20 protein-coding genes are annotated in these 23,455 nt (G+C 67.6%); 9 read left to right on the top strand and 11 right to left on the bottom strand.

What is annotated here, in order from left to right; genetic code table 11:
- Positions 1 to 147: 147 nt before the first annotated feature.
- The gene (locus C1927_RS19720) at positions 148 to 1,119 is read right to left on the bottom strand and encodes an alpha/beta hydrolase (RefSeq protein WP_108747556.1); all 972 of its coding nucleotides are present in this window, start codon (positions 1,117 to 1,119) and stop codon (positions 148 to 150) included.
- Positions 1,120 to 1,343: 224 nt separating this feature from the next.
- On the opposite strand from C1927_RS19720, the gene C1927_RS19715 reads away from it, so the two are divergent.
- Positions 1,344 to 2,249, top strand: a complete 906-nt coding sequence (locus C1927_RS19715; protein ID WP_174208738.1) for an aspartyl/asparaginyl beta-hydroxylase domain-containing protein — start codon at positions 1,344 to 1,346, stop codon at positions 2,247 to 2,249.
- Positions 2,250 to 2,390: 141 nt separating this feature from the next.
- On the opposite strand, the gene speE is transcribed toward C1927_RS19715, so the two are convergent.
- Positions 2,391 to 3,245 carry a polyamine aminopropyltransferase gene (gene speE, locus C1927_RS19710; RefSeq protein ID WP_079223969.1) on the bottom strand — a complete coding sequence of 285 codons (855 nt, stop codon included), beginning with the start codon at positions 3,243 to 3,245 and terminating at the stop codon, positions 2,391 to 2,393.
- Between the two features lie 191 nt (positions 3,246 to 3,436).
- Here speE and speA point away from each other — a divergent pair, with 191 nt between their 5' ends.
- Both speA and C1927_RS19700 read left to right on the top strand, forming a co-directional pair.
- Positions 3,437 to 5,326 carry an arginine decarboxylase gene (speA, locus tag C1927_RS19705; RefSeq protein WP_079223967.1) on the top strand — a complete coding sequence of 630 codons (1,890 nt, stop codon included), beginning with the start codon at positions 3,437 to 3,439 and terminating at the stop codon, positions 5,324 to 5,326.
- Between the two features lie 43 nt (positions 5,327 to 5,369).
- Positions 5,370 to 5,690: a DUF6122 family protein gene (locus C1927_RS19700; RefSeq protein WP_079223965.1), complete on the top strand. Its 321-nt coding sequence runs from the start codon at positions 5,370 to 5,372 to the stop codon at positions 5,688 to 5,690.
- Between the two features lie 71 nt (positions 5,691 to 5,761).
- Here the strand turns inward: C1927_RS19700 and C1927_RS19695 are convergent, their stop codons facing one another.
- The 3 genes from C1927_RS19695 to C1927_RS19685 are packed head-to-tail and all read right to left on the bottom strand — an operon-like array spanning position 5,762 to position 8,036.
- Complete coding sequence (locus C1927_RS19695; RefSeq protein WP_079223963.1) at positions 5,762 to 7,087, bottom strand: ATP-binding protein; 1,326 nt, start codon at positions 7,085 to 7,087, stop codon at positions 5,762 to 5,764.
- A complete protein-coding gene (locus C1927_RS19690) occupies positions 7,084 to 7,743 on the bottom strand; it encodes a response regulator transcription factor (protein ID WP_079223961.1) in 660 nt (219 codons plus the stop codon). Before C1927_RS19690 ends, C1927_RS19695 begins: the two co-directional genes overlap by 4 nt.
- Positions 7,743 to 8,036, bottom strand: coding sequence for a PepSY domain-containing protein (locus C1927_RS19685; RefSeq protein ID WP_079225415.1), 294 nt, complete (start codon positions 8,034 to 8,036; stop codon positions 7,743 to 7,745). Before C1927_RS19685 ends, C1927_RS19690 begins: the two co-directional genes overlap by 1 nt.
- Before the next feature lie 148 nt (positions 8,037 to 8,184).
- Between C1927_RS19685 and C1927_RS19680 the strand changes: the two genes are divergently transcribed.
- A complete protein-coding gene (locus tag C1927_RS19680) occupies positions 8,185 to 8,619 on the top strand; it encodes a PepSY domain-containing protein (protein WP_108747555.1) in 435 nt (144 codons plus the stop codon).
- A gap of 84 nt (positions 8,620 to 8,703) precedes the next feature.
- Here C1927_RS19680 and C1927_RS19675 read toward each other — a convergent pair whose 3' ends face one another.
- The 3 genes from C1927_RS19675 to C1927_RS19665 all read right to left on the bottom strand — a co-directional run bounded on the left by C1927_RS19675 (position 8,704) and on the right by C1927_RS19665 (position 11,029).
- Positions 8,704 to 9,192 carry a hypothetical protein gene (locus C1927_RS19675; protein ID WP_079223958.1) on the bottom strand — a complete coding sequence of 163 codons (489 nt, stop codon included), beginning with the start codon at positions 9,190 to 9,192 and terminating at the stop codon, positions 8,704 to 8,706.
- A gap of 124 nt (positions 9,193 to 9,316) precedes the next feature.
- On the bottom strand, positions 9,317 to 10,525 hold the full coding sequence (locus C1927_RS19670; RefSeq protein WP_108747554.1) for an FAD-dependent oxidoreductase: 1,209 nt from the start codon (positions 10,523 to 10,525) through the stop codon (positions 9,317 to 9,319).
- 9 nt (positions 10,526 to 10,534) lie between these two features.
- Positions 10,535 to 11,029: a lipocalin family protein gene (locus C1927_RS19665; RefSeq protein WP_108747553.1), complete on the bottom strand. Its 495-nt coding sequence runs from the start codon at positions 11,027 to 11,029 to the stop codon at positions 10,535 to 10,537.
- Between the two features lie 193 nt (positions 11,030 to 11,222).
- Between C1927_RS19665 and C1927_RS19660 the strand changes: the two genes are divergently transcribed.
- Positions 11,223 to 11,471 carry a hypothetical protein gene (locus C1927_RS19660; RefSeq protein WP_079223952.1) on the top strand — a complete coding sequence of 83 codons (249 nt, stop codon included), beginning with the start codon at positions 11,223 to 11,225 and terminating at the stop codon, positions 11,469 to 11,471.
- A gap of 187 nt (positions 11,472 to 11,658) precedes the next feature.
- Positions 11,659 to 14,091, top strand: coding sequence for a DUF3772 domain-containing protein (locus C1927_RS19655; RefSeq protein ID WP_174208705.1), 2,433 nt, complete (start codon positions 11,659 to 11,661; stop codon positions 14,089 to 14,091).
- A gap of 1,091 nt (positions 14,092 to 15,182) precedes the next feature.
- Here the strand turns inward: C1927_RS19655 and C1927_RS19645 are convergent.
- Both C1927_RS19645 and C1927_RS19640 read right to left on the bottom strand, forming a co-directional pair.
- Entirely contained in the window at positions 15,183 to 17,288 is a 2,106-nt protein-coding gene (locus C1927_RS19645) for a phosphoglycerol transferase I (RefSeq protein ID WP_108747552.1), read from the bottom strand.
- A gap of 232 nt (positions 17,289 to 17,520) precedes the next feature.
- Positions 17,521 to 19,164 carry an AarF/UbiB family protein gene (locus C1927_RS19640; protein WP_254051598.1) on the bottom strand — a complete coding sequence of 548 codons (1,644 nt, stop codon included), beginning with the start codon at positions 19,162 to 19,164 and terminating at the stop codon, positions 17,521 to 17,523.
- A 245-nt stretch (positions 19,165 to 19,409) separates the two neighbouring features.
- On the opposite strand from C1927_RS19640, the gene C1927_RS19635 reads away from it, so the two are divergent.
- On the top strand, positions 19,410 to 20,336 hold the full coding sequence (locus C1927_RS19635) for a DUF808 domain-containing protein (protein WP_108747550.1): 927 nt from the start codon (positions 19,410 to 19,412) through the stop codon (positions 20,334 to 20,336).
- Between the two features lie 56 nt (positions 20,337 to 20,392).
- Here the strand turns inward: C1927_RS19635 and C1927_RS19630 are convergent, their stop codons facing one another.
- Positions 20,393 to 21,931 carry a GGDEF domain-containing protein gene (locus C1927_RS19630; protein WP_079223943.1) on the bottom strand — a complete coding sequence of 513 codons (1,539 nt, stop codon included), beginning with the start codon at positions 21,929 to 21,931 and terminating at the stop codon, positions 20,393 to 20,395.
- A 107-nt stretch (positions 21,932 to 22,038) separates the two neighbouring features.
- Between C1927_RS19630 and C1927_RS19625 the strand changes: the two genes are divergently transcribed.
- Both C1927_RS19625 and C1927_RS19620 read left to right on the top strand, forming a co-directional pair.
- Entirely contained in the window at positions 22,039 to 22,674 is a 636-nt protein-coding gene (locus C1927_RS19625; protein WP_079223941.1) for an NAD-dependent dehydratase, read from the top strand.
- Complete coding sequence (locus C1927_RS19620) at positions 22,674 to 23,381, top strand: YafY family protein (protein ID WP_108747549.1); 708 nt, start codon at positions 22,674 to 22,676, stop codon at positions 23,379 to 23,381. The genes C1927_RS19625 and C1927_RS19620 overlap by 1 nt, the downstream gene beginning before the upstream one ends.
- Positions 23,382 to 23,455: the final 74 nt, after the last annotated feature.

Raw genomic sequence — 23,455 nt, 5'->3', positions numbered from 1 at the left:
CAAGCGAACCGGTACGACTGGGGGGAGGTAGCTAAACTTTCGTTAAGTGAATTTTAGTACCGCCGAGTTCGCTAATCCACGTTTTGTCGGAGAAATGTCGGGGCCGTAGCTGGAACAGTTCGTCGCGCCTGATCGGACAATTTCGTCTCACTTAGCGCTTCGGGCCTTTTCAATCAATGGCTTGCCAGAAAACTGCCCCGCAATGCGCTGCACGAACGGCAGCAGTGCATCGCGCAGCTGGTCCAGGCCGGGCTGCTCGATGGGGAAGTGGCCGCATTCGTCCAGCAGTACCCGCTGCTTGGGCGCGGCCAGGCGCTGGAAGAAGCGATCGCTGATCGCCACCGGGGTCCAGTCGTCGCAGGCCGGGTGCAGCATCAGCACCGGGCAGCGCTGGAACTGCTCGGGCTCCAGCGCCGGGGCGGTGTCGAACAGGGAGGCCAGCAGGCCCAGCGGCACGCGGTTGCCGCCGCCCAGCGGGTCGGCGCAGACCAGCGCGGTCAGGGCCGGGTCGCGCGACATGCGCTGCATGTGGGTGAACCAGCGCACCGGCACGCGCAGGCCGCGGGTGAGGCGGCTGGTAGGGCGCAGCGTGGGCAGCAGGGCGCGCATCCACGGCTGGCGCACCAGGGCGGCCTGCACGTCGGGGTCGCGTGGGTCAGCCAGGGTGGTGGCCACCAGACCCTGCACCCACGGCGATTCGGCCGCCACCAGATAGGCCAGGTAGCCGCCGATGCTGGCACCCAGCAGCACGATCGGGCGCGGCCGGCGCCGGTACTCGGCCTCGATGAGGGCCAGCAGGGCCTGCTTCCACGTGCCGTAATCGACGGCTTGCCAGGCCGCGGGGCTCAAGCCATAGCCGGGCAGGTCCGGCGCCACCACTTCATGCCCGGCTGCGGCCAGGTCGGCGGCCAGTGGGGCGAACATGCGGCCATATCCGCCGGCCCCATGCACCAGCACCACGGTCGCGCCGGCATCGGCCGGGCCGTGGCGGTCCAGGCGCAGAGTGCCCCCAGCCCAATGGAAGGCCTCGCTGCGTGGCGTGGCCGCTGGCTGGCCCGGGAAGAAGGCCGCATAGCGGGCGCTGAGGGCGGGGTAGGGGGCGTGGTCGCAGGCGGGCATCCGTACCAGTGTAGGTTGGTTGTTCAGCTACGTGATGCTGAACAGGGTGCTTGGGTAACTTGACCCGGGGGCATTGGCTGCCGACCATAAGCTGTTAACCCGCGACATCGGCGGCCGCCCCCACCCGGCACGTCACCGTCCCCTGCCGCGTCCCCACCCGGTGCAGGCCGCGCGGCCGCATCGTTCGTTTCCCTGTCCGGCGCCCGCTGGAGGAAAGTGCTTTGATCATCAAGATTGTCCTGGCAGCGCTGTTCGTGGCCTGCGTGCTGTACATCCATTACCGCGGCAAGGTCCGCGCGCGCTGGTCGCGCCAGTTGCTGGACCACTCCAGCTTCATGGCCCCGATCAACGTGATCATGTACCTGTTCTCGAAGGTGCCCACCACGCCGTTCCTGGACCCGGGCAAGGAGCTCCCGCAGCTGGAGCCGCTGCGGCAGAACTGGCAGGTGATCCGCGACGAGGCGCTGGCCCTGCGTGACGCGCAGAAGATCGCCGCCTCCAGCAGCTACAACGATGCCGGCTTCAATTCGTTCTTCCGCCGTGGCTGGAAGCGCTTCTACCTGAAGTGGTACGGCCCGTCGCATCCGTCGGCCAAGGCCATGTGCCCGAAGACCGTGGCGCTGATCGAATCGATTCCCGATGTGCGCGCGGCGATGTTCGCGCAGTTGCCGCCGGGCAGTGAACTGCGCCCGCACCGCGATCCGTTCGCCGGTTCGCTGCGCCTGCACCTGGGCCTGAGCACGCCCAACGACGATGGCTGCTACATCGTGGTGGACGGGGTGAAGAAGAGCTGGCGCGACGGCGAGTGGATGATGTTCGACGAGACCTACATCCACCACGCACACAACGAGACCGACCAGGATCGCGTGATCCTGTTCTGCGATATCGCCCGCCCGCTGCGCTTCGGCCTGCCGGGCCTGTTCAACCGCGCGGTGGCGTCCACGCTGCTGGCCGGCGGTGCCTCGCCGAACCTGCCGGGTGATCCGACCGGTGGCGTCAACAAGGCCTTCGGTGGCGTGTACAAGGTGCGCCTGAAGGCCAAAGCCCTGCGCGAGCGCAGCGTGGTGGCCTACCAGGTCATCAAGTGGGGCCTGGTGGTGGCGGTGATTGCCGGTATCTGGGCGATCTGACCGAACGGTCGTTCATGGGGTTGCCGGCCAGCGGCCGGCACTACCGCAAAGCAAAAAACCCGCGCTGTAGGTAGGTGCCGACCGTTGGTCGGCACGCATTAGCCCTGGTAGGTGCCGACCGTTGGTCGGCACACCTTGCCATCAGCCCTTGAGGGCCGATGCCACGAACGGCGGGGTTACCAGCACGCCGGTGTGCAGCGCGGCGGTGTAGTACAGGGTGTTGAAGGTCTTGGCAGCCGAGTCGGCCTGGCGGAAGTCGAAACCGCTCTCGCCCTTGCGCGCCATGGTCACGCTCCACCAGCCGGTGGGGTAGCACGGCTGCGGGAACGGCAGGGTCTTGAACGAGCCGAAGCCGGCCTTGCCCATCTCGGTGCGCATCTCGTTGATCAGCTCCAGCTGCATCAGCGGCGATTCGGACTGCTGCACCAGGATGCCGTCGTCCTTCAGGGCCTTGAAGCAGCTCTCGTAGAACGCCTTGTTGAACAGGCCTTCGCCCGGGCCGACCGGGTCGGTCGAATCGACGATCACCACGTCCACGCTGCCGGCCGGGCAGTTGGCCATGTAGGCCACGCCGTCGTCGAACAGCAGCTCGGCGCGGGCGTCATCGTTGGAATCGCACAGCTCCGGGAAGTGCTTGCGCGCCATCACGGTGACCTGCTCGTCGATATCGCACTGGGTCACGCTCTCCACGCCCTTGTGCTTGAGCACTTCGCGCAGAGTGCCGCAGTCGCCACCGCCGATGATGACCACGCGCTTGGGCGCGGCGTGGGTGAACAGCACCGGGTGGCTGATCATCTCGTGGTAGAAGAAGTTGTCCTTGCTGGTCAGCATGATGGCCCCGTCGATGGTCATCAGGTTGCCCCAGTCGGTGGTCTGGAAGATCTCGATCTTCTGGAACGGCGACTGCACCTCGTCCAGCTTGCCGGTGATGCGGAAGCCGATGGCCGAGCCAGTGCGTTCGAAGTGTTCGATGTACCAGTTGCTGCTGTCAGTCATTGGATTACGGTCCTGTTCGGAGGGTTGAAGCCGGGCTGGCGGGCGGGGCCGCGTGGCACAGATGCCACATCCGGACGGATCGGCCCGTTCAGGTTCAGACCTGCCACGGGCGCGGGCGCGCATGATAACGAACCTGTGGGCATATAGGCGTTATCATGCCCCCCCTTTTATTGCCAACAAGGCCGACTGCAATGACCGATTGGTCCCTCGACCAAGCCCGCAAGACCTACTCGATCCCGCATTGGGCGGATGGTTATTTCGATGTGGATCAGGCCGGGCACATGGTAGTGAGACCGACCGGGGCAGATGGCCCGGTGGTGTCGCTGCCCAAGGTGGTGGACGCTGCACGTGCCGGCGGCGCCAAGCTGCCGCTGCTGGTGCGCTTCCCGGACATCCTCGGCCAGCGCCTGGGCAAGCTGCAGGCGGCGTTCGCCCAGGCCCAGCAGGACTGGGAGTACCCGGGCGGCTACACCGCCGTGTACCCGATCAAGGTGAACCAGCACCGCGGCGTGGCCGGCACCCTGGCCAGCCACCACGGTGAAGGCTTCGGCCTGGAAGCAGGCAGCAAGCCCGAGCTGATGGCCGTGCTGGCACTGTCGCGCCCGGGTGGCCTGATCGTCTGCAACGGCTACAAGGACCGCGAGTACATCCGCCTGGCCCTGATCGGCCGCAAGCTGGGCCTGCAGACCTTCATCGTCATCGAGAAGCCGTCCGAGCTGAAGCTGGTGCTGGAGGAATCCAAGGCACTGGACGTGAAGCCGGGCCTGGGCGTGCGCATGCGCCTGGCCTCGCTGGGCGCCGGCAAGTGGCAGAACAGCGGTGGCGACAAGGCCAAGTTCGGCCTGTCCCCGCGCCAGCTGCTGGATCTGTGGAAGTCGCTGCGCGATACCGAATACGCCGACTGCCTGAACCTGCTGCACTTCCACATGGGGTCGCAGATCTCCAACGTGCGCGACATCGCCAACGGCATGCGCGAAGCCACCCGCTATTTCGTCGAGCTGTCACAGCTGGGCGCGAAGATCACCCACGTGGACGTGGGCGGCGGCCTGGGCGTGGATTACGAAGGCACCCGTTCGCGCAGCTTCTGCTCGATCAACTACGGGCTCAATTCGTACGCCAGCAACATCGTGCAGCCGCTGGCCAACGCCTGCGAAGAGCACGGCCTGACCCCGCCGCGCATCGTCACCGAGTGTGGCCGCGCGATGACCGCGCACCACGCGGTGCTGATCGCCAACGTCTCTGAAGTGGAACAGGCGCAGGAAGGCCGCGTGCCGGACCAGCACGACGACGAGCCGGCCTCGATCCGCCACCTGCGCGAGATCCACGAGGAACTGGACACGCGCCCGGCGGTGGAACTGTTCCAGGAAGCGCAGCACTTCCACGCCGAAGGCCTGGCCAGCTACGCGCTGGGCCAGATCGACCTGCCGCAGCGTGCGCGCATCGACGATCTGTTCTACGCCATCGCCCACGGCGTGCGTGCGCGCCTGAGCTACGACGAAAAGAGCCACCGCCCGGCGCTGGATGAACTGAACGAGCGACTGGTCGACAAGTACTTCGTCAACTTCAGCGTGTTCGAATCGATTCCCGATGCGTGGGCGATCGACCAGGTGTTCCCGATCGTGCCGATCGAACGCCTGAACGAGACCCCGGACCGCCGCGGCATCATCGCCGACATGACCTGCGATTCGGACGGCATGGTGAAGACCTATGTCGAGAACGAGAGCCTGGACACCTCGCTGCCGCTGCACGCGATGAAGCACGGCGAGAGCTACCGCATCGGTTTCTTCATGGTGGGCGCGTACCAGGAGATCCTGGGCGACATCCACAACCTGTTCGGCGATACCGACGCAGTGGAAGTGGTGGCCGATGCCGATGGCTACGCCATTACCCAGCAGCGCCGCGGTGACACCACCGACGTGATGCTGGATTACGTGGGCTACAAGCTGGACGACCTGCGTGCGGCCTATGCCCAGCGCGTGGCGGCGGCCGAGCTGTCGCCGGAACGTGCGCAGGAGCTGTCGCAGGCGCTGGAAGCCGGCCTGACCGGTTACACCTACCTGTCCGACGAACCGCTGGCGTGATGTCCATGGGAACGCCGGGCATGGCCCGGCGCTACCTGTGCCGATGAGCGCGCGCGCGATCTTCCATCTTTTCCTGCATGCCGCCGTGCCAGCCCTGCTGGCATGGCTGTTCTGGCGCAAGCGTTTCGCGTCCGCCTGGCTGCTGTTGCTGCTGGGCTGGATCATCGACCTCGACCACCTGCTGGCCGACCCGATCTACGCGCCCAACCGCTGCAGCATCGGCTTCCACCCGCTGCACACCGCACCGGCCATCGCCGTGTATGCGGGCCTGTGCGTGCCGAAGAAAACGCGGCTGGTGGGCATCGGGTTGATGATCCACATCGCGCTGGATGCCATCGACTGCTGGTGGATGCACCACCGCTGAGCGCTGTAGAGCCGAGCCCATGCTCGGCTGGCTCCGCTGCAGCCGAGCATGGGCTCGGCTCTACAGCAGCGTTACGGCGCCGCCAGCGGCAGCTCCAGCCGCGCACGCAATCCTGGGTTCTCGTTGGACAGGCGCAGCGAGCCACCGTGGCTGGCCGCGATCTCTGCGGCGATCGCCAGGCCCAGGCCGCTGCCTTCCACCCGCTCGTCAAGGCGCACGCCGCGCTGCAGGACGCTCTCAAGCTTGGCCTTGTCCAGGCCCGGGCCGTCGTCGCGCACTTCGATGTGCAGCCGGTCATTCTGCGCCAGCGCACGCAGGCGCACTTCGCCCTGGGCCCACTTGCCGGCGTTGTCCAGCAGGTTGCCCAGCATTTCTTCCAGGTCGGTGGCGGCGCCGGCAAAGGCGATACCGCGCGGCACATCCATCTGGAAGCGGATGCGGCGGCCGCCATGCACGCGGGTCATCAAGCGGCACAGGGCTTCGGCGGCCGGGGCCACCTCGCTGCTTTGCCGATGGTCGACGGCCAGGCCTGCGGCCAGGTAACGGTCGATGCTGGCGCGCATGCGCGCGCCCTGTTCGTGCAGGGTGCGGCGCCAGTCGCGGCCTTCGCCCTGTGCTTCGGCGGCCAGCACGCTCAGCGGCGTCTTCAGGGCATGGGCCAGGTCTTCGGCGCTGCTGCGTGCACGCGCCACCATGCGCTGGTGGTGGTCGAGCAGGGCATCGAGCTCATCGGCCAGCGGTGCGATCTCGCGGTCCAGCTGGCGGCGATCAATGCGCTCAGCCTCGCCACGGCGGATGCGTTCGATCTGCTGGCCCAGCCCACGCAGCGGGCGCAGGCCGAAATGGACCTGGCTGGCCAGCACCGCCAGCCACGCCGCCACCAGGATGCCAAGCGCCAGCGCACTGCGGTTGCGGAAGGCGGCGACATCGGCATCCAGCGCCTGCCGATCGTGCGCCACCAGGGCCACATACGCCTGCGTGGCACGCGGCAGGCGCACCTGCTGCACGCGCGCGCGCAGCGACTGCTGCATCGGCCCGGACAGATCACGCTCGGCCGGACCCGCAGCGGTGGCGGGCAGGGTCTGGTCCCACAGCGATCGCGACTGCAGGAGCACCTTGCCGTGGCTGTCGGCGATCTGCCAGTACGCACCGGAAAACACCCGCTGGAAGCGCGCGTCGTTCGGCTCCTGGCGCAAGCGCAGTTGCCCGTCCGGATCGATCTCGGCCTGTGCCAGCAGGGTCAGCATGTCCTGCTGCAGCTCGCCATCCAGGCGGTCGCGCGCGCTGCGCTTGAACAGCTCGCCCAGCAGGACGCCAGCCAGCACAGAGACCAGCACCAGGCCGATGCCGGCCACCAGCAGCAGCCGCCGGCGCAGCGAGGGTTGCCGCGCGCTCATGCTTCGGCCAGCCGCCAACCCTGGCCACGCACGGTATGGATGAGGTCCACGCCCAGCTTGCGGCGCACGCGCCCCAGCAGCACGTCCAGCGCGTTGGAATCGGGGTCGTAGCCGCTTTCGAAGATCTGCTCGCCCAGACGGTCGCGGCTGATCACGCTGCCGGCGTGGTGGATGAAATAGCTCAACACTCGGAACTCCTGCGGGCTCAGCGCCAATGCCTGCCCGTCCATTTCAAAGCGGCCGGCATTGACGTCCAGCTGCAGCGGGCCGCACTGCAGGCGGGGGCTGGCGTGGCCATGGCTGCGGCGGATCAGGGCGCGCAGGCGCAGCACCAGTTCATCGGCCTGGAACGGCTTGGTGAGGTAGTCGTCGGCGCCGGCATCGAAACCGGCCAATTTGTCGTGCCAGCGCCCGCGTGCAGTCAGCACCAGCACCGGGAAACTGCGGCCGTTGCCGCGCCAGCGTTCAATCACGCTCAGGCCATCCAGCCCGGGCAGGCCGAGGTCGATGATGGCGGCCTGCAGGTCCTCGATCTGGCCGATCTCTTCGGCCTGGCGGCCATCGGCCACGGCCTGCACCACGTAACCGGCCTGTTCCAGCAGCGGCTGCAGGCGTTGGGCCAGCGCCGCATCGTCTTCGGCCAGCAGGATGCGCATCAGTCGTCCAGTTCCGTCTTCAGCAGCCTGCCGTTACGCGCATCATAGTCCAGCTCCACCACCACGCCGTCGGCGCGCAGGATTTCCACCTCGTACACGCCATCGTCCAGTTCCACTTCCAGCAGCTGGCCGGGGTGGCGCGTGAGCGCATCGCGCACCACGCCTTCCAGCGCGACATAGCGGCCCTGCTGCACGGCCCGGCGCGCGACATCCTGCGCCGGGTCCTTGGCAGGCTGGGCGGCGGTCGTGGGGCTGGCCAGGGCCAGCAGCAGCGGCAGGGCGAAAGGAAGCAGCACGGTCGGTTGCGACAATACAGGGAGGAGGGCGCGAGTGTGCCGGTGTGTCCTAACCATTGGCTAACAGCGTTGGCTAAGGCGCTGTTAGCCAGGCCGGGCATCGTGGCGGTGCCGGGATGGTCCGGCATCGAACAGGAGAACCCCCATGTTGAAGTCGCTCACCCTCGCCACCGTCGTCGCCCTGGCCTTCGCCCCGGCCGTGCAGGCGGCACCGCTGGGCATGGCCCAGGTCGAACAGACCCTGCGCAAGGCCGGCTACACGCAGATCCATGAGATCGAGCGCGATGATGGCCTGTGGGAGGCGGATGTCAGCCGTGCCGATGGCCGCTTCAGCGAGGTCTATGTCGACCCGAAGACCGGCGAGATTTTCGACGAGCACGATGGCCGCACGCTGCTGGGCACCGAGCAGGTGCTGGCCAAGGCACAGGCCCATGGCCTGCGTGAGATCCATTCGCTGGAACGCGATGGCGCGACCTGGTCACTGGAAGCGCGCAACGCCCGCAACCAGCGCGTGGAAGTGCGCCTGAGCGGGCACGATGGGCGGATCCTGCACAGCGAGCGTGATGGCTGGCTGGATTGACGTCGGTCCCGGCGGGCGCACCGTGCAGCCGAGCGTGGGCTCCGGCGGTAGCGCCGGGCCATGCCCGGCGAGCGCTGCGGGTGCTTACCAGCCGTACGGCGGCGGGTAATCCCAGTAACCCGGTCCACCGCGGCCATAGAAGCCACCGCCGTACGGGCCGAAGCCCGGGCCGTTGCCTTCGCTGACATGGATGTTGAGGTTGACCCCGCGGGTCTTGCCCTCATCGGTGGTGTAGTTCTTGCTGAGGTTCAGCGTGGCAGCGTTGTAGTGCGAGTTGCCGTAGCCCTTGGAGTAGCCGATGCCGGTGGTGAAGCTGCCGGACACCTTCAGCTTGTCGTCGGTGACGTCGGCGATCCTGGCATCGTCGTGCACGCGCGGGCCGCTCTTGTCACCGTAATAGGTGCCGGGCGGGTCCTGCTGCACGGTCGGGTCGTTGAGGTAGCGCATCGGTGCCTGCGGCACGGACAGGTCCAGGCCGTTCGACTGCGGGGCCGTGGCGCCCGCGGCGGACTGGGCAAGGACGGTCCCGGGCAGGCTGGCCAGGCACAGCAGCAGGGTCAGGGGACGGATCATCACGATGCTCCAACGGGCAGGGACCGCGCCACGCGCGGCGGTACAGGCCGACGCTAACAGGCGCAGCTTGAATGATGCCTGTCGCCGCCGGCTTGTGGTAGATCCGGGCCAGGCCCGGATTCCCTTAGACCCGGTCGAACCCGAAAAGATCCTGCAGCGGGTGCCGGCGCCGCTCGATCCGCGCCCGCAGCAGCCCCGCACCGATCATCGAATAGGTGATGCCGTTGCCGCCGTAGGCCATGGCCAGGTGAACGCGCGGCCCCCACTGCGGATGCGGACCGAAGAACGGCAGGCCGTCGGCGGTCTCGGCGAAGGTGCCGGCCCAGGAAAACGCCGGGGTCGGCTCCAGCTGCGGGAACCAGTGCTGCAGCTGCTTCATCAGCTGCTTCGCCTTGCCCTGCACCCGCCGGTCGCGGCGCGCCGGGATGTCGATGGCATCGTCCAGCCCGCCCACCAGCAGCCGGCCCTCGCCGGTGGCGCGCAGGTACAGGTAGGGGCGCGCGCTTTCCCACACCATCGTGCGCTGCAGCGGGCCCAGCACCCCGGCATCGATGGGATCGGTGATGAAGGCATAGCTGCTGCGGTTGCGTGCCACCCGCTGGTCGATCCAGCGCTGGTTGGCGTAGCCCATCGCGAGCACGACATACCGGGCGCGGATCGTCGCCCCGGCTTCGGTGCGGGCGGTGACGCCGCGCGCGGTGGCGTCCAGGCGGTGCAGCACCGTGCGGTCATGCACATGGCCGCCGCGGCGGCGCACGCGCTTGAGCAGGCCATAGGTGAGGCAATAGGGATCGACCCGCGCGGCCTGGCGGGTCAGCAGCGCCCCGCCGGCGTCCACGCCGAAGCGCTGCTGCAGGTCGTCCGGTTCCAGCCAGCGCGCATCCAGCCCGGCCTGCCGGCGTGCGGCGCCCTCGGCCATCAGCACCGGCACGTCGCGGTGGCGGCTGGCCAGGTACAGGCTGTCCATGCGCTGGAAATCGACGTTCTTCAGCCCGCGCGCCACCTCGCCCAGGGCCGGGATGGCATCGGCGCAGGCGCGGTAGGCCAGCTCGGCGGCGTCGGCACCGTACTGGCCGGCCAGGTCCAGCAGGTGGGTGTCGATCTCGTACTGCAGCAGCGCGGTGCTGGCGGCGGTGCTGCCCCAGCCGATGTCGCGCTGCTCGATCAGCGCCACCCCGTGGCCGTGGCCGGACAATTCATCCGCGATCAGGGCGCCGGTGACACCGCCGCCCACCACCAGCACATCGCAGCGCAGGTCCTGCTGTAGCGGCGGGAAGGTCTGGATCAGCCCGTTGCTTACGGCCCACCACGGGTAACCGCTCTTCAGGTCCATGGGGCGGGCTCAGGCAGTGGGGTGGCCGGTATGCGGGGTGTGGATCAGTTCGGACAGATCGAAGCCCTGCTGCTGCGCGGTGGCCAGATAATGGTCGCGCACGGTGGCATCCAGCTGCGGTTCGCGGGCCAGCAGCCACAGGAATTTCCGGTCGGGGCTGCCGACCAGGGCGACGCTGTAGTCCGGGGCCACCTGCACCACCCAGTAGTCGCCCTTGGTGAAGGGCAGCCAGCGCAGGCCCTTGGGCAGGAAGCTCACGGCCAGGCGGGCGCTGTCATTGTCCACCGGGCAGGCTTCGCCGATGGCTTCCTCCACCTCGCCGTCCATGCGGCAGCGGTTGTGCACCTGCACGTTGCCGTTGTCGAGCAGCTGGTAGTGGGCGGACACATCGGTGCAGCCGTCCGGCTCGTGGCGCATGGGCAGGCGTGCGATCTCGTACCAGGTGCCCAGGTAGCGGGGCAGCTTGAGGTCGGCGACGGTCTTCAGCGGCGGGTGGTCGGTCATGGACAGGCGGGGCGGTACGCGTTGGGAACGGACCCCCACCATGCCGCCGGGCTCGCCATGGGCAGGTGAAACCGGGGCGAGCGCCACGTCCAGAACATTGCGTCGCCCGCGCGGCGTGCCAGTGCCCGCCGGTGCGGCGCTATGCTTGCGCCAGCGCCGCGTTTTTCCCCATACCCGCGAAGTGGAGGTGCCGATGTACCAGGTGATCCTGTTGAAGAGTGAAACCGCGTTTGCCCGCGAGCAGTGGCCGCAGGTGGATGATGTGGTCGATTACGAAGGCGTCAGCTACAGCCTGCGCGCCGGCCCGCGGCAGCCGCTGCCGACCGACCACGACTGGCATCCCATCGCGGTGTACGCGCCGGATGAGATCAGCGAAGAGGAATTCCAGGACTGGTACGCGCTGCAGCAGCCCCAGGTGGAAGAGCTGCGGTTGAAGTACTGAGGGCCGGGTAGAGTCGACCGTTGGTCGACTGCTTCTGGCGGGACGCCCTGGAAATCCCGCGCTGCGCGCGGCAGTCGACCAACGGTCGACTCTACCTCCGTCGCCGAGGTTCGCAGCGCCCTCCATCCAGCCTTTACCAGCCGTGCCGTATAGTCGCGCGCAGGCGCGGTGGTCCGCGCGAACCGGTGTGGCTGGCTTGCTTTCCTTCTTCCGAACGATCCTGGGGCGTGGCCCTTCGCTGGCGCTGCTGTTGTGTGGCGCGCTGTTGCTGGCCGCGCCGGTGCAGGCCCAGGATGATGACCCGACGCCGAAGCAGCAGCTGGCCCAGTTCGATGCCAGCCTGAAAGAGGTCGATCGCAAGCGCGATGCCGCCGAAGCCACTGAAACGCTGGCGATGCTGTCCGAGACCGCATCGCAGGTACGCCGCGATGCCGAGGCCCTGGAAAAGAGCCTGCAGCCGCAGCTGGACCAGTTGACCGAGCAGCTGGCCCAGCTGGGCACGGCACCGGAGGGCACCACCGAGCCGCCCGAGCTGGCAACGCAGCGGCGCAACCTGACCCGCCAGCGTGATGCGCTGGCGTCTTCAATCGCGCAGGCAAAAGCCAGCGCCGTGCGTGCCGGCCAGCTGGCCACCGACATCGAGAAGCAGCGCACCGCGCAGCGCACCGAGGAACTGGGCCAGAAGGTCGATTCGCCGCTGTCGCCGTCGCTGTGGCGCAAGGTCGCCAAGCAGCTGCCGGTGGATATCGCGCGGGTCACGCCGCTGGCCGCGCAGGGCCGTGATGCCCTGGTGGATGCGCTGAACAAGGAAGGCTGGTGGACGCCGCTGCTGGGCCTGCTGGCCGCGCTGGTGATGATGTTCCCGCTGCGCCTGTGGCTGCGCGCGCTGGGCCGGCGCTTCGCCGCCTCCGACCGTGCACCCGATGGGCGCCTGCGCCGCTCCGGCCTGGCGATGTGGCTGCTGCTGGTCGGCACCCTGCTGCCGGGCTATGCGGTGGTGGTGTTCATCGCTTCGCTCAACGCCATCGGCGGTATCGCCCCGCGCCTGCAGAACGTGGCCGACGGCGTGGTGCAGGCCACCTTCGTGGCGGCCTTCATAGCCGCGCTCAGCGCCTGCCTGCTGGTGCCGACGCGGCCCTCGTGGCGGCTGTTGAACCTGGATGACACCGCCGCGTTGAAGCTGCGCAAGTACGCCTGGGGTGCGGCCGCGCTGGCCTGGTTCAGCACGGTGCTGGTGGCCATCGACCGGGCCACGCGCACCAGCGACGTCACCACGGTGGCGCTGGACGGCGTGATCGCGCTGACCTACCTCGGCCTGATCATGGCCATGCTGGTCACCTTGTCGCGCCTGCACCGCCGCCAGAATGCCGAAGCCGAGGCCAAGCTGGAGGCGCAGGCCGATGGCGTGGGTGCGGCAGTGCCGGTACGTCGCAGCAGCTGGCTGGTGCTGGCGCGCGTCGCCGGCAACCTGGCCGTCACGGCCGCCATCATCGCCAGCCTGCTGGGCTACGTGAACTTCGCCAAGTTCGTCAACGAGCAGTTGATTGGCGGTGCCATCGTGGTGCTGGCGGCGATGCTGCTGTTCAAGTTCGTCGATGACTTCAGCACCTGGCTGCTCAACGCCGACAGCAAGGTCGGGCAGACCATCCTGCTCAGTACCGGCCTGAGTGTTTCGCGGCTGGAGCAGGCCGGCGTGCTGCTGTCGGCGATGCTGCGCGCGCTGGTGGTGCTGATCGCGCTGCTGGCGCTGGCCGCGCCGTTCGGCAACGTCGGCACGATCGTCGAGCGTATCGCAGCGCTGGCCAACGGCATCACGATCAACAAGGACCTGACGCTGCAGCCAGGCCGCATCGTGACCGGCGTGCTGGTGCTGCTGGTGGGGGTGGGCCTGACCCAGCTGATGCAGCGCTGGCTGACCGACACCTACCTGCCCAAGACCGAGCTGGACCTGGGCGCGCGCAACTCGATCAGCACCATTGCCGGTTACGTCGGCATCATCCTGGTGGGCCTGTGGGCGCTGACCGCGATGGGCCTGGACATGAAGAACCTGGCGCTGCTGGCCAGCGCGTTGTCGGTGGGCATTGGTTTCGGCCTGCAGGCGATCATCCAGAACTTCGTGTCGGGCCTGATCCTGCTGGCCGAGCGCCCGGTGAAGATCGGCGACTGGGTGAAGCTGGGTGACCAGGAAGGCGACATCCGCCGCATCAACGTGCGTTCGACCGAGATCCAGGTGGGCGACAAGTCGACGCTGATCGTGCCGAACTCGGAGCTGATCACCAAGACCATCCGCAACATGACGATGGGCAACAACCAGGGCCGCATCCAGATCCAGTTCGCGGTGCCGACCAGCACTGACGTGGCGGGCCTGAAGCAGGCGCTGCTGGATGCCTATGGCGCGCACCAGGCGGTGCTGGCGCAGCCGGCGCCGTCGGTGTTCATCGACAGCATTGCCGGCGGCCAGATCACGTTCAACAGCTTCGCTTACGTGGCCAGCCCGAGGCAGGTGTATGGCACGCGCAGCGATCTGTATTTCAGCCTGCTGCAGATACTGGCCGAGCGTGGGATCCCGCTGTCGACGCCGACTGACATCCACCTGGTACGCGATACCCCGCCGGAGTAAGAGGGGGGCTTTTTGAAGGGCTTGCAGCCCTGCACCTGCTGAAATCAACGTCAACGTCAACGTCAAAAGCGGGTTTCCTGTGGGATGGCGGGGTGGGTCCGGTTGCGGGGGACGCCGTAAACCCATCCATGGGGGCTTGGTCGCGGCATCCATGCCGCTCACACCCCCGCAACCGGACCCACCCCGCCTTCGACAGTTTCCCGCGATCTGCCGGAACGGCATCCTGCTTTGGTGGGTGCCGACCGTTGGTCGGCACGGGGTCGAGTATCAATATCTGACAGATTTCATCCACGCATGGCGTGGATCTACTGGGACGGCGTTCTGCTCTGGTGGGTGCCGACCGTTGGTCGGCACGGGGTCGAGTATCAATATCTGACAGATTTCATCCACGCATGGCGTGGATCTACTGGGACGACGTTCTGCTCTGGTGGGTGCCGACCGTTGGTCGGCACGGGGTCGAACATCAATATCTGACAGATTTCATCCATGCATGGCGTGGATCTACTGGGACGGCGTTCTGCTCTGGTGGGTGCCGACCGTTGGTCGGCACGGGGTCGAGTATCAATATCTGACAGATTTCATCCACGCATGGCGTGGATCTACTGGGACGGCGTTCTGCTCTGGTGGGTGCCGACCGTTGGTCGGCACGGGGTCGAACATCAATATCTGACAGATTTCATCCATGCATGGCGTGGATCTACTGGGACGGCGTTCTGCTCTGGTGGGTGCCGACCGTTGGTCGGCACGGGGTCGAGTATCAATATCTGACAGATTTCATCCACGCATGGCGTGGATCTACTGGGACGGCGTTCTGCTCTGGTGGGTGCCGACCGTTGGTCGGCACGGATGAATTCATGCGATATCTGACAGATGTGCCGACCAACGGTCGGCACCTACCAACAGCCGCGTGAACCTGTCGAAGGCGGGGCACTATGGGTTTGCGGGGTGTGAGCCGCATGGATGCGGCGACCAAGCCCCCATGGACGGGTTTACGGCGTCCCCGCAAACCCACAGTGCCCCGCCATCCCACGGAATGCCGCTCTTGCTGTTGCCTCTGCAGGTGCAGGGCTGCAAGCCCTGCAAAAAACCTCTTACCCCCGCGGTCGCCCGCGCGATGGCACCAGCGCAAACGTATCCACCGCCAGCTTCTCGGCATGGTTCAACCACGCCCGGATCTCCAGATCATCCACCTCGTGGTCCAAGCCAAACGAGACGTTGATCTTGCCGTCCGCATCCGGCTGCACCCACTGCTGCGCCAGCACCACCTTGCGCTGCGACGATACCGCCTCGATCCAGAAACCACGGTCCGGGCGCGTGCTCGCCACCAGTTCCAGCATGTACTGGCCCGCACGGGTGCGGCGGCCCTTCTGGGTGATCATGTGCGCCTGGCGCACGCTCGGGCGCGGACCCTGGAACGATTCCAGCGGTGCATCCACCGCAATGCCGCCACGCAGGTCGTCATCGCGGAACAGCTTGATGCCGTTGTCGCGGTTCACCAGCAACGCGCACCAGTCACCATCGGCCGAGCCATCCTCGAACGCGGTGCAGCGGTCCACATAGGCCAGGGTGTTGTCCGGGTCGGCATCGTCGAACTGGCGCGAGGTGTTCTCCAGATACACCGACTTCAGGCCCCAGTCCTTGTCGTACTCCAGCAGCACCGGCGGCTGCACGTGCTGCAGTCCCACCACCACCTGGTCATCACCGTCGATCTTCAGCTCGCGGGTGGGTTCGCCCAGCCACAGCGAGCGGGCGAAGGCCAGGTACTGCGGGTAATCGCGGCCACCGTCACGCTGGGTCGCCACGCTGGCACTCGATGCGCGGTGGGTGTCGATCAGCGAACGGCCAAAGCCCATCGTCTTCAGCTGCGGGTCCAGCAGGCTGAGCAGGGTCGCACCCGAATCGAGGGTGGTGCCGGCGTCGGCCTTCAGCTGCTGCGGGGCAATGCCATCGCCCAGGAACAGCAGCAGGTTCTCGCGCTTCTGCTTGGTCAGGATGCTGGTGAGGTCGTTGGGCATCGCCAGGTGGTCCGAGGCGATCACAATCAGCGTGTCCTTGCCGTACGGGCTGGCCTGGATGCGCTGCACCAGCTGCGAGATCAGCCGGTCGCTGCACTTCAGTGCGTTGAGCATGTTGATGTTGCCGTAACTGCTCTCATAGCGCTGGCCCTTGCACGCCACGGGCAGGTGGCCGGCCGGGTGGTGGGTGTCCATGGTCAGCGTGGTCAGCATGAACGGCTCGCCCTTGCGCGAGAGCTGTTCAAAGCGCTGGTAGGCCGTGTCCAGCAGCACGTCGTCGTGCACGCCCCACGGCGAGTAATGCACGCGGCCGATCTTCTTCTGCTGCTTGAACCACTCCAGGTCGTGCACTTCATCGAAGCCGTGGCTGGCCAGGAACTGGCCCTTGCCGGCGAAGCGGCCGCTGGCGCCGCCCAGGTAATGGTTGGTGTAGCCCTGCTGCTTCAGGTAATCACCCAGGCACACGGCCTTGGGCAGGAAGCTGCCCATGCGGTCCATGCTGTTCTCATCGCCCTGCGAGGTGGTCAGCGGCACGCCACACATCGACGACACCAGGCCGGCGATGGTCCAGCCGCTGCCCTCGGCCGAGGCCAGGCCGCGCACGTCCAGCGACTGGCTGGCCAGGCGGTTGATGTTGGGCATCAGGCCCGGGAACACGTTCTCGTCCAGGTAGGTGCGTTCCAGGCTTTCGCCGTAGATCCAGACGATGTTGCGCGGGCGCTGCAGCGGCTGCGTCGGCACCTGGTATTCGGGGGCGATGCGGGCGAAATCGACCGGGCGCAGCTGCTGGTACAGGCGCTGCCCATCGCGTGCCAGCGGGCTGACCATGATCGTGGCGATCCACACCACCGCGAAGCCCGCGAACCATGCGCCGCCGTGGCCGGGTCGACGCCAGCGCTTCACCCGCGTGGCGAACAGCGGCAGCAGCGAAACCACGATGAGCCCGATGTAGCCGGCGATGTAGCCCTTGAAGTCCGCGATACCCGCGCCTTCCATGTCAGCGCCCAGGTGGTAGAGCGTTGCTGCGTTCAGGCCATCGCCGGACAGCTTGTCGATCAACCACCACGTGCTGAGTGCGAGCAGCAGCAGCGAGAACGTGCTCGCCTTCCACCACACCCACTTATCGGAGGCGAGGAACAACCAGGCCAACAGCAACAGCGACAGCAGCAGGATCCAGAGCATAAGCGGCTTCGGCAGTGACGGGAGGTGGTGATGGACGTCGTACCGACGCGTGTCCATCCGACCAGCGCTGCCTCAAGCACACATGCATGACAGGCTGATGACCCGATAGTGCATGCACGAACCTGACTGAAATGTTTGTTTGTTACATGAGGTGAAATCGCGCGTTTCAAGTAAAATCAGCGTGAAAGCCGCTACGCGATTTCATTAAGAAACGGCGCGATTTCCCGTTTCTTCAACGATGCCCGCGTTCCTCGCGCGCACGTGCACGCCGATCAAACAGCAACGCGCTGGTCACGATGCCCAACCCGAGCACGACGCCGATCAGCATCAGGAGCAGTGCGATGGCGGGGTAACCGAACAGGTGCCAGCCGGTTTCCAGCTTCATCATCAACGACGCCGCCATGATGAGGGCTGCACTGATGATGCCGGCCGCCACGCGGTTGGCGATCTTCTGCAGGTTCTCCATCAACCGCGATTCTTCCAGCCCGGTCACCTTCATCTGCAGGCGGTTCTCGGCCAGCAGCGCCATGATGTCGGTCAGCTTGCGTGGCCCATCGCGCAGCAGCTGCTGCAGCTCCATCGCCTCGCTGGCCAGGTTGGCGGCCGACAGCGACTTCTTCAGGCGCGCGCGCATCACATGCTGCAGCTGTCGCTCGACGATGCGGCGCGTATCCAGGTCCGGCGCCAGCAGGCGGCAGACGGTTTCCAGGTTGAGCAGGGCCTTGCCGACCAGGCTCAGTTCCGGCGGCGTGCGCAGGCCGGACGCGGTGGCGATGCGCACCATGTCCAGCACCACGCGGCCTTCGGAGAAGCTGCCGCTGGCGGCATAGCGTGCGATCAGCTGGCCGGTCTCGCGCAGGTAGCGTTCCTCGTCGAAGGCTTCCAGGCGCGTGCTGATGCTGATCAGGTCGTCAGCCACTTCCTCGCCGCGGCCATCAACGGCGGCGAACAGGATCTTCAGCAGGCGCTCGCGCAGGCGCGGCGGCATGTGCGCGACCATGCCCAGGTCGAAGATCGCCAGGCGCCCGTCGGGGGTCACCCGCAGGTTGCCCGGATGCGGGTCGGCATGGATCTCGCCATGCACGAAGATCTGGTCCAGGTAGCCACGGATCAATGCGGCGGCCAGGGGATCCATCGCCTGCTCGGTGCGGCGCACGTCGGGAATCGCATCCACGCGCACGCCGGTGGCCAGCTCCATCGTCAGCACGCGCTGGCTGCAGTAATCCCACAGTGGCTGCGGTACCCACAGGCGCCGGAACGGCTTGAGGTGGCGGCCGAAGCGCGCGAGGTTCTCGGCCTCGGCGTGGTAGTCCAGCTCCTGCATCAGCGTCTTGGCGAATTCGTTGAGCCAGTCGCGCAGGCGCACGCGGCGGCCGACCTGGGTGAGGTGGTCGGCGGCCAGGGCGAAGCTGCGCAGCGCCTCCAGATCCGAGCGCAGCTGTGCGGCGACTTCCGGCTTCTGCACTTTCACCGCCACCTGGCGGCCGTCGTGCAGCACGGCACGGTGCACCTGCGCGATCGAGGCGCAGCCCAGCGGCTCCGGGTCGAACGAAGCGAACAGCTTGTTCACCCCGGCCCCCAGCTCCTGTTCGATGATGGCGTGGATGCGCTCGACGGGAATCGGCGCCACGTTCTCCTGCATGCGTTCCAGCGCGGTGGCGAATTCGGGCGGCACCATGTCCGGCCGCGTGGACAGCATCTGCCCGAGCTTGACGAAGGTCGGTCCCAGCGCTTCGAGGTCGCTGACGAACTGCTCCGGGTTGCCGTCGGCCGGCACGTCGCCGTTGCTGCCGGCCGCGTCCAGATTCATGCCGGAAAAAACGCCCGAATGGCGGTAGCGCATCAGCAGGCGCAGGATCTGGCTGCGCCGGTTCATGCCCTTGACCAGCGGGGGATTGGCCGTGGCGGTGGACGGATTGCTCAAGCGGAACTCCCATGCAGGCAAGACAGGGGTAGTGCCGGCCGCTGGCCGGCAACGCCGGGGCGGGGCGGCTGCCGGCCAGCGGCCGGCACTACCGGGGCCCTGCAGTGTGGCCGGGCGGCAGTAGGCACGCGGTGAACCCGCTTCCGCAGCAGGCACCGGATCAGTCAGAATCCGCCCATTCCCTCTTTGGATCCACCATGGCCGGTGCCAGCCTGTTTGCCCTGCTCGACGATATCGCCACCCTGCTCGACGACGTCTCGATCCTCACCAAGGTCGCGGCGAAGAAAACCGCCGGCGTGCTGGGCGACGACCTGGCGCTGAACGCGCAGCAGGTGACCGGAGTTAACGCCAACCGCGAACTGCCGGTGGTGTGGGCGGTGGCCAAGGGCTCGCTGGTGAACAAGGTGATCCTGGTGCCGGCGGCGCTGGCGATCAGCGCGCTGGAGGCCTGGCTGCACAGCCGGGGCTGGAACGTGCCGCTGATCGTGCCGCTGATGATGATCGGCGGTGCCTTCCTGTGCTTCGAAGGCGTGGAGAAGCTGGCCCACCGCTTCCTGCATTCGTCCGACGAGGACGCCCAGCACCAAGCCGAGCGGCGCAAGGCGCTTGCCGATGCGCAGGTGGACATGGTCGCGTGGGAAAAGGACAAGGTGAAGGGCGCCATCCGCACCGACTTCATCCTCTCGGCCGAGATCATCGTGCTGACCCTGGGCGTGGTGGCCACCGCGGCCTTCACCCAGCAGCTGGTGACCCTGGCCGTGGTCGCGCTGGCGATGACGGTGTTCGTCTACGGGCTGGTGGCCGGCATCGTGAAGCTGGATGACGTGGGCCTGTACCTGTCGCGCAAGGGCGGGGCGGTGGCTGCGTTCGGCCGTGGCCTGGTGGTGTCCGCGCCGTGGCTGATGAAGTTCCTGTCGGTGGCCGGCACCATCGCCATGTTCCTGGTCGGCGGCGGCATCCTGGTGCACAACGTGCCGGTGCTGCACCACGCGGTGCAGGGCTTCGGTGGCGAAGGGCAGTGGGGTTGGCTGATCAGTGCGGCGGCGAACATGGTGGTCGGCATCGTTGCCGGTGCGATCGTGCTGGCCGCGGTGACCGGGTTCCAGAAACTGCGCGGGAAGTAACAACGGCCGCCGGGCGAAGGGCGTGCCGACCAACGGTCGGCACCCACCAGGGCGGATTACCCCGCCTGCACCCGGTTCTTGCCCTGGCGCTTGGCAACATACAGGGCCTCATCGGCGCGGCGCAGCAGGGCCTCGGCATCATCGCCGGGCTGCCACTGCGCCAGGCCGGCGCTGAAATGCACCGGTACGCGCTGGTCCTGCACGGTCAGCACGCGATGGGCCAGCGAGCGCTGCAGGCGCTGCACCGTGGCCATGCTGTCGGCGCCCGGGGTTTCCGGCAGCACCAGCACGAACTCGTCACCGCCGAGCCGGGCAACACCATCGGTGGCGCGCAGCAGCAGGCGGCAGATCGACACCAGGTGCTGTAGCAGGGCATCGCCGCCGGCATGGCCATGGGTATCGTTGGTCTGGTGGAAGTCATCCAGGTCGATCACCGCCAGGCCCAGCGGTGTGTTGTTGCGCGCCGCCCGTGCCATCTCCCGCTGCAGCATTTCGTCCAGCCCGCGCCGGTTCAGGGCCTGGGTCAACGGATCGATGCGGGCCAGATCGCCGGCCTCGCGCAGTTCCTGTTCCAGCTCGGTGATGCGCCGCTCGGCCCGTTCCACTTCCTGCCGCGCGCTGGCCAGGTGGTCACGCGCCTGCGCGGCCTGCTGCTGCACCTTGCCGGTGTCGTGCATCACTTCCTGCAGCAGGTGGTTGAGGTCGGCGATGCTGCGCGCCTCGCGCAGCTGCAGGGCATAGGTGCCGATGCGGTCGTGGTACTCACCGGTACTGGCGGCCATGCCGTCCATGCGCTCGATGAACTCGCCCATCAGGCCGCGCATCGCCGCCTTTGAATCATCGATGCCCTGGCGCAGCAGCCCCTGCTTGTAGATCACCTCGCGCAGTTCGGCGCGCGTGCGCTCGACCGATTCCGCTTCCAGCGGGCCGGCCAGCAGCTGACGTACGGCGGCGATCTGCCCCTGCAGCCAGCTGCGGTCATCCAGCAGCTCGCTCACGTTTTCCAGCAGCAGGGCGAACAGCTCCAGCAGCAGCGCCTGCTGTTCCTGCCAGCTTTCCGCACGCACGCCCACCTGGTGGCCCAGCTCGCGCACGCCCTGTTCGATGGGCTCCAGCGGCGCACCCGGCTGCCATTGCCGCAGCTGGGCGGCCAGCGCCTGGGCCTGCTCGCGCAGGTCCGGATCATGCAGCAGCAGCGACACCACCGCGCCGCCCAGCAGCAGGCGCAGCTGTTCGGACAGGCGCAGGCTGTCGGGCTGGCCATCGGGCGAATGCTGCTCGATGGTGCGGATGTACTTGTCGATCAGCTGCCGCATCGCCCGGCCGTAGCGCGGCCAGTCGGCACTGGCCTGCGCCGACTGCAGGCGGTCGCCCATGTCGCCCAGCTCGCCGGGCAGGGTGGCCATGCCATTGGCAAAGGCGGCCAGCAGCGGCTCGGGGGCATCGGCACCGGCAAACAGCTGCTGCAGGGCCACGGCCGTGCCGCCCTGCAGGACCACCCGGTCGCCACGGCCATCGTCGGGTACCGCGCGCGTGCGCGCCGGCGGTCCCAGGGCGGTGCCGGGGGCAGGGCGGTGGTCGGGCTGGTCCGTCATGGCAAGAAAATCCTGGGGCTGGCAGGGACTGGTGACAGCATATCGGCGCGGCCGCCGACGGCTTGAACGGCTACGATGGGCGACAGGATGCCGCAGTGGAGGTGGGTATGCGCGTGATGTTGCTGGGGGCGACCGGCCTGGTCGGCGGGCTGGCCCTGCCGATGCTGCTGGACGACCCGCTTTGCCGCGCGATAGTGGCCCCGACCCGGCGCCCGCTGGGCCTGAGCCATCCGAAGCTGCATGCCCCCGTGCTGTCGTTCGACGCGCTGCCCGATGCGCCGGACTGGGCACAGGTGGATGCGGTGATCTGCGCCCTGGGCAGCACGATGGCCCAGGCCGGCAGCCGCGAGGCCTTCTACCGCATCGACCACGATTACCCGCTGGCCTTCGCCCGGCTGGCGCGCAGCCAGGGCGCCCGCGTGTTCGTGCTGAACTCGGCCGCTGGCGCCAATGCAGGCTCGGCGTTCTTCTACAACCGGGTGAAGGGCGAGCTCGAGCGCGATCTGCGCGCGCTCACCTTTGCTTCGCTCACCCTGGTGCGGCCGGGCCTGATTGGTGGGCAGCGGCAGCAGGTTCGCCGTGGCGAACACTTCGCCCTGCAGGTGCTTGGCGCGCTCGGGCCGGTGCTGCCGCGGGCATGGCGGATCAATCCGGCCAGCCGTATCGCCAGGGCGCTGGTGGATGCCGCGCTGGCGCCGCCGCCGGGCGAGCACGTGGTGGCGTCCAGCGCGCTGGTCGGCTGATGGCGCGTGCGCTGCGCCTGAGCCAACTGCTGCAGCTGCTGCGCCGGCACCGCCGGCCGGTGGCCGGGCAGGCGCTGGCCGATGCGTTGGGCATCAGCCTGCGCACGCTGTACCGCGACATCGAGACGCTGCGCGCACAGGGCGCCGACCTGCGTGGTGAAGCCGGCGTGGGTTACCAGTTGGTGCCCGGCGACGTGTTGCCGCCGATGACCCTGCCCCCGGCCGAGATTGATGCACTGGTGCTGGGCCTGCGCTGGGTGGCCGCCCGCACCGAGCCGGCGCTGGCCGACGCCGCCCGTGATGCGCTGGCACGCATCGCCCACGTACTGCCAGCGGCACGCCGCGAAGCACTGCGCGACAGCGGCCTGCGCGTAGGCCCCTCGAAAGCCGCGGCGAAGGTGCCACCGGCGCGCCTGCAGGCAGTACGCGAGGCGGTAGGCGCGCAGATGCGGCTGCAGTTTGCCTATGAGGATGCACAAGGGCAGCGCACCGAGCGCGTGGTCTGGCCCTTCGCGCTGGGCTATTTCGATGAAGTGCAGATGCTGGCGGCGTGGTGCGAAAGCCGCGAGGACTTCCGCCATTTCCGCCTGGACCGCATCCGCCGGGTACGCACGCTGGAAGCGCGTTACCTGGTGCCGCGCGGCACGTTGCTGCGGCGCTGGCAGAAAGCACAGGGCATCGCCCCGGATTGGCTGGACCTTTCGTGAGTTGTCGGCCGGGGGAGATAGAGAAGCGGGGGTAGAGTCGACTGCTAGTCGACTATCGCGCGCAGCGCGGGACT

The organism is Stenotrophomonas sp. ZAC14D1_NAIMI4_1 (genome assembly GCF_003086775.1).
Lineage (GTDB): Bacteria > Pseudomonadota > Gammaproteobacteria > Xanthomonadales > Xanthomonadaceae > Stenotrophomonas.
The sequence above is the reverse complement of the archived record's forward strand: the minus strand, read 5'-3'. Positions and strand labels throughout refer to the sequence as shown.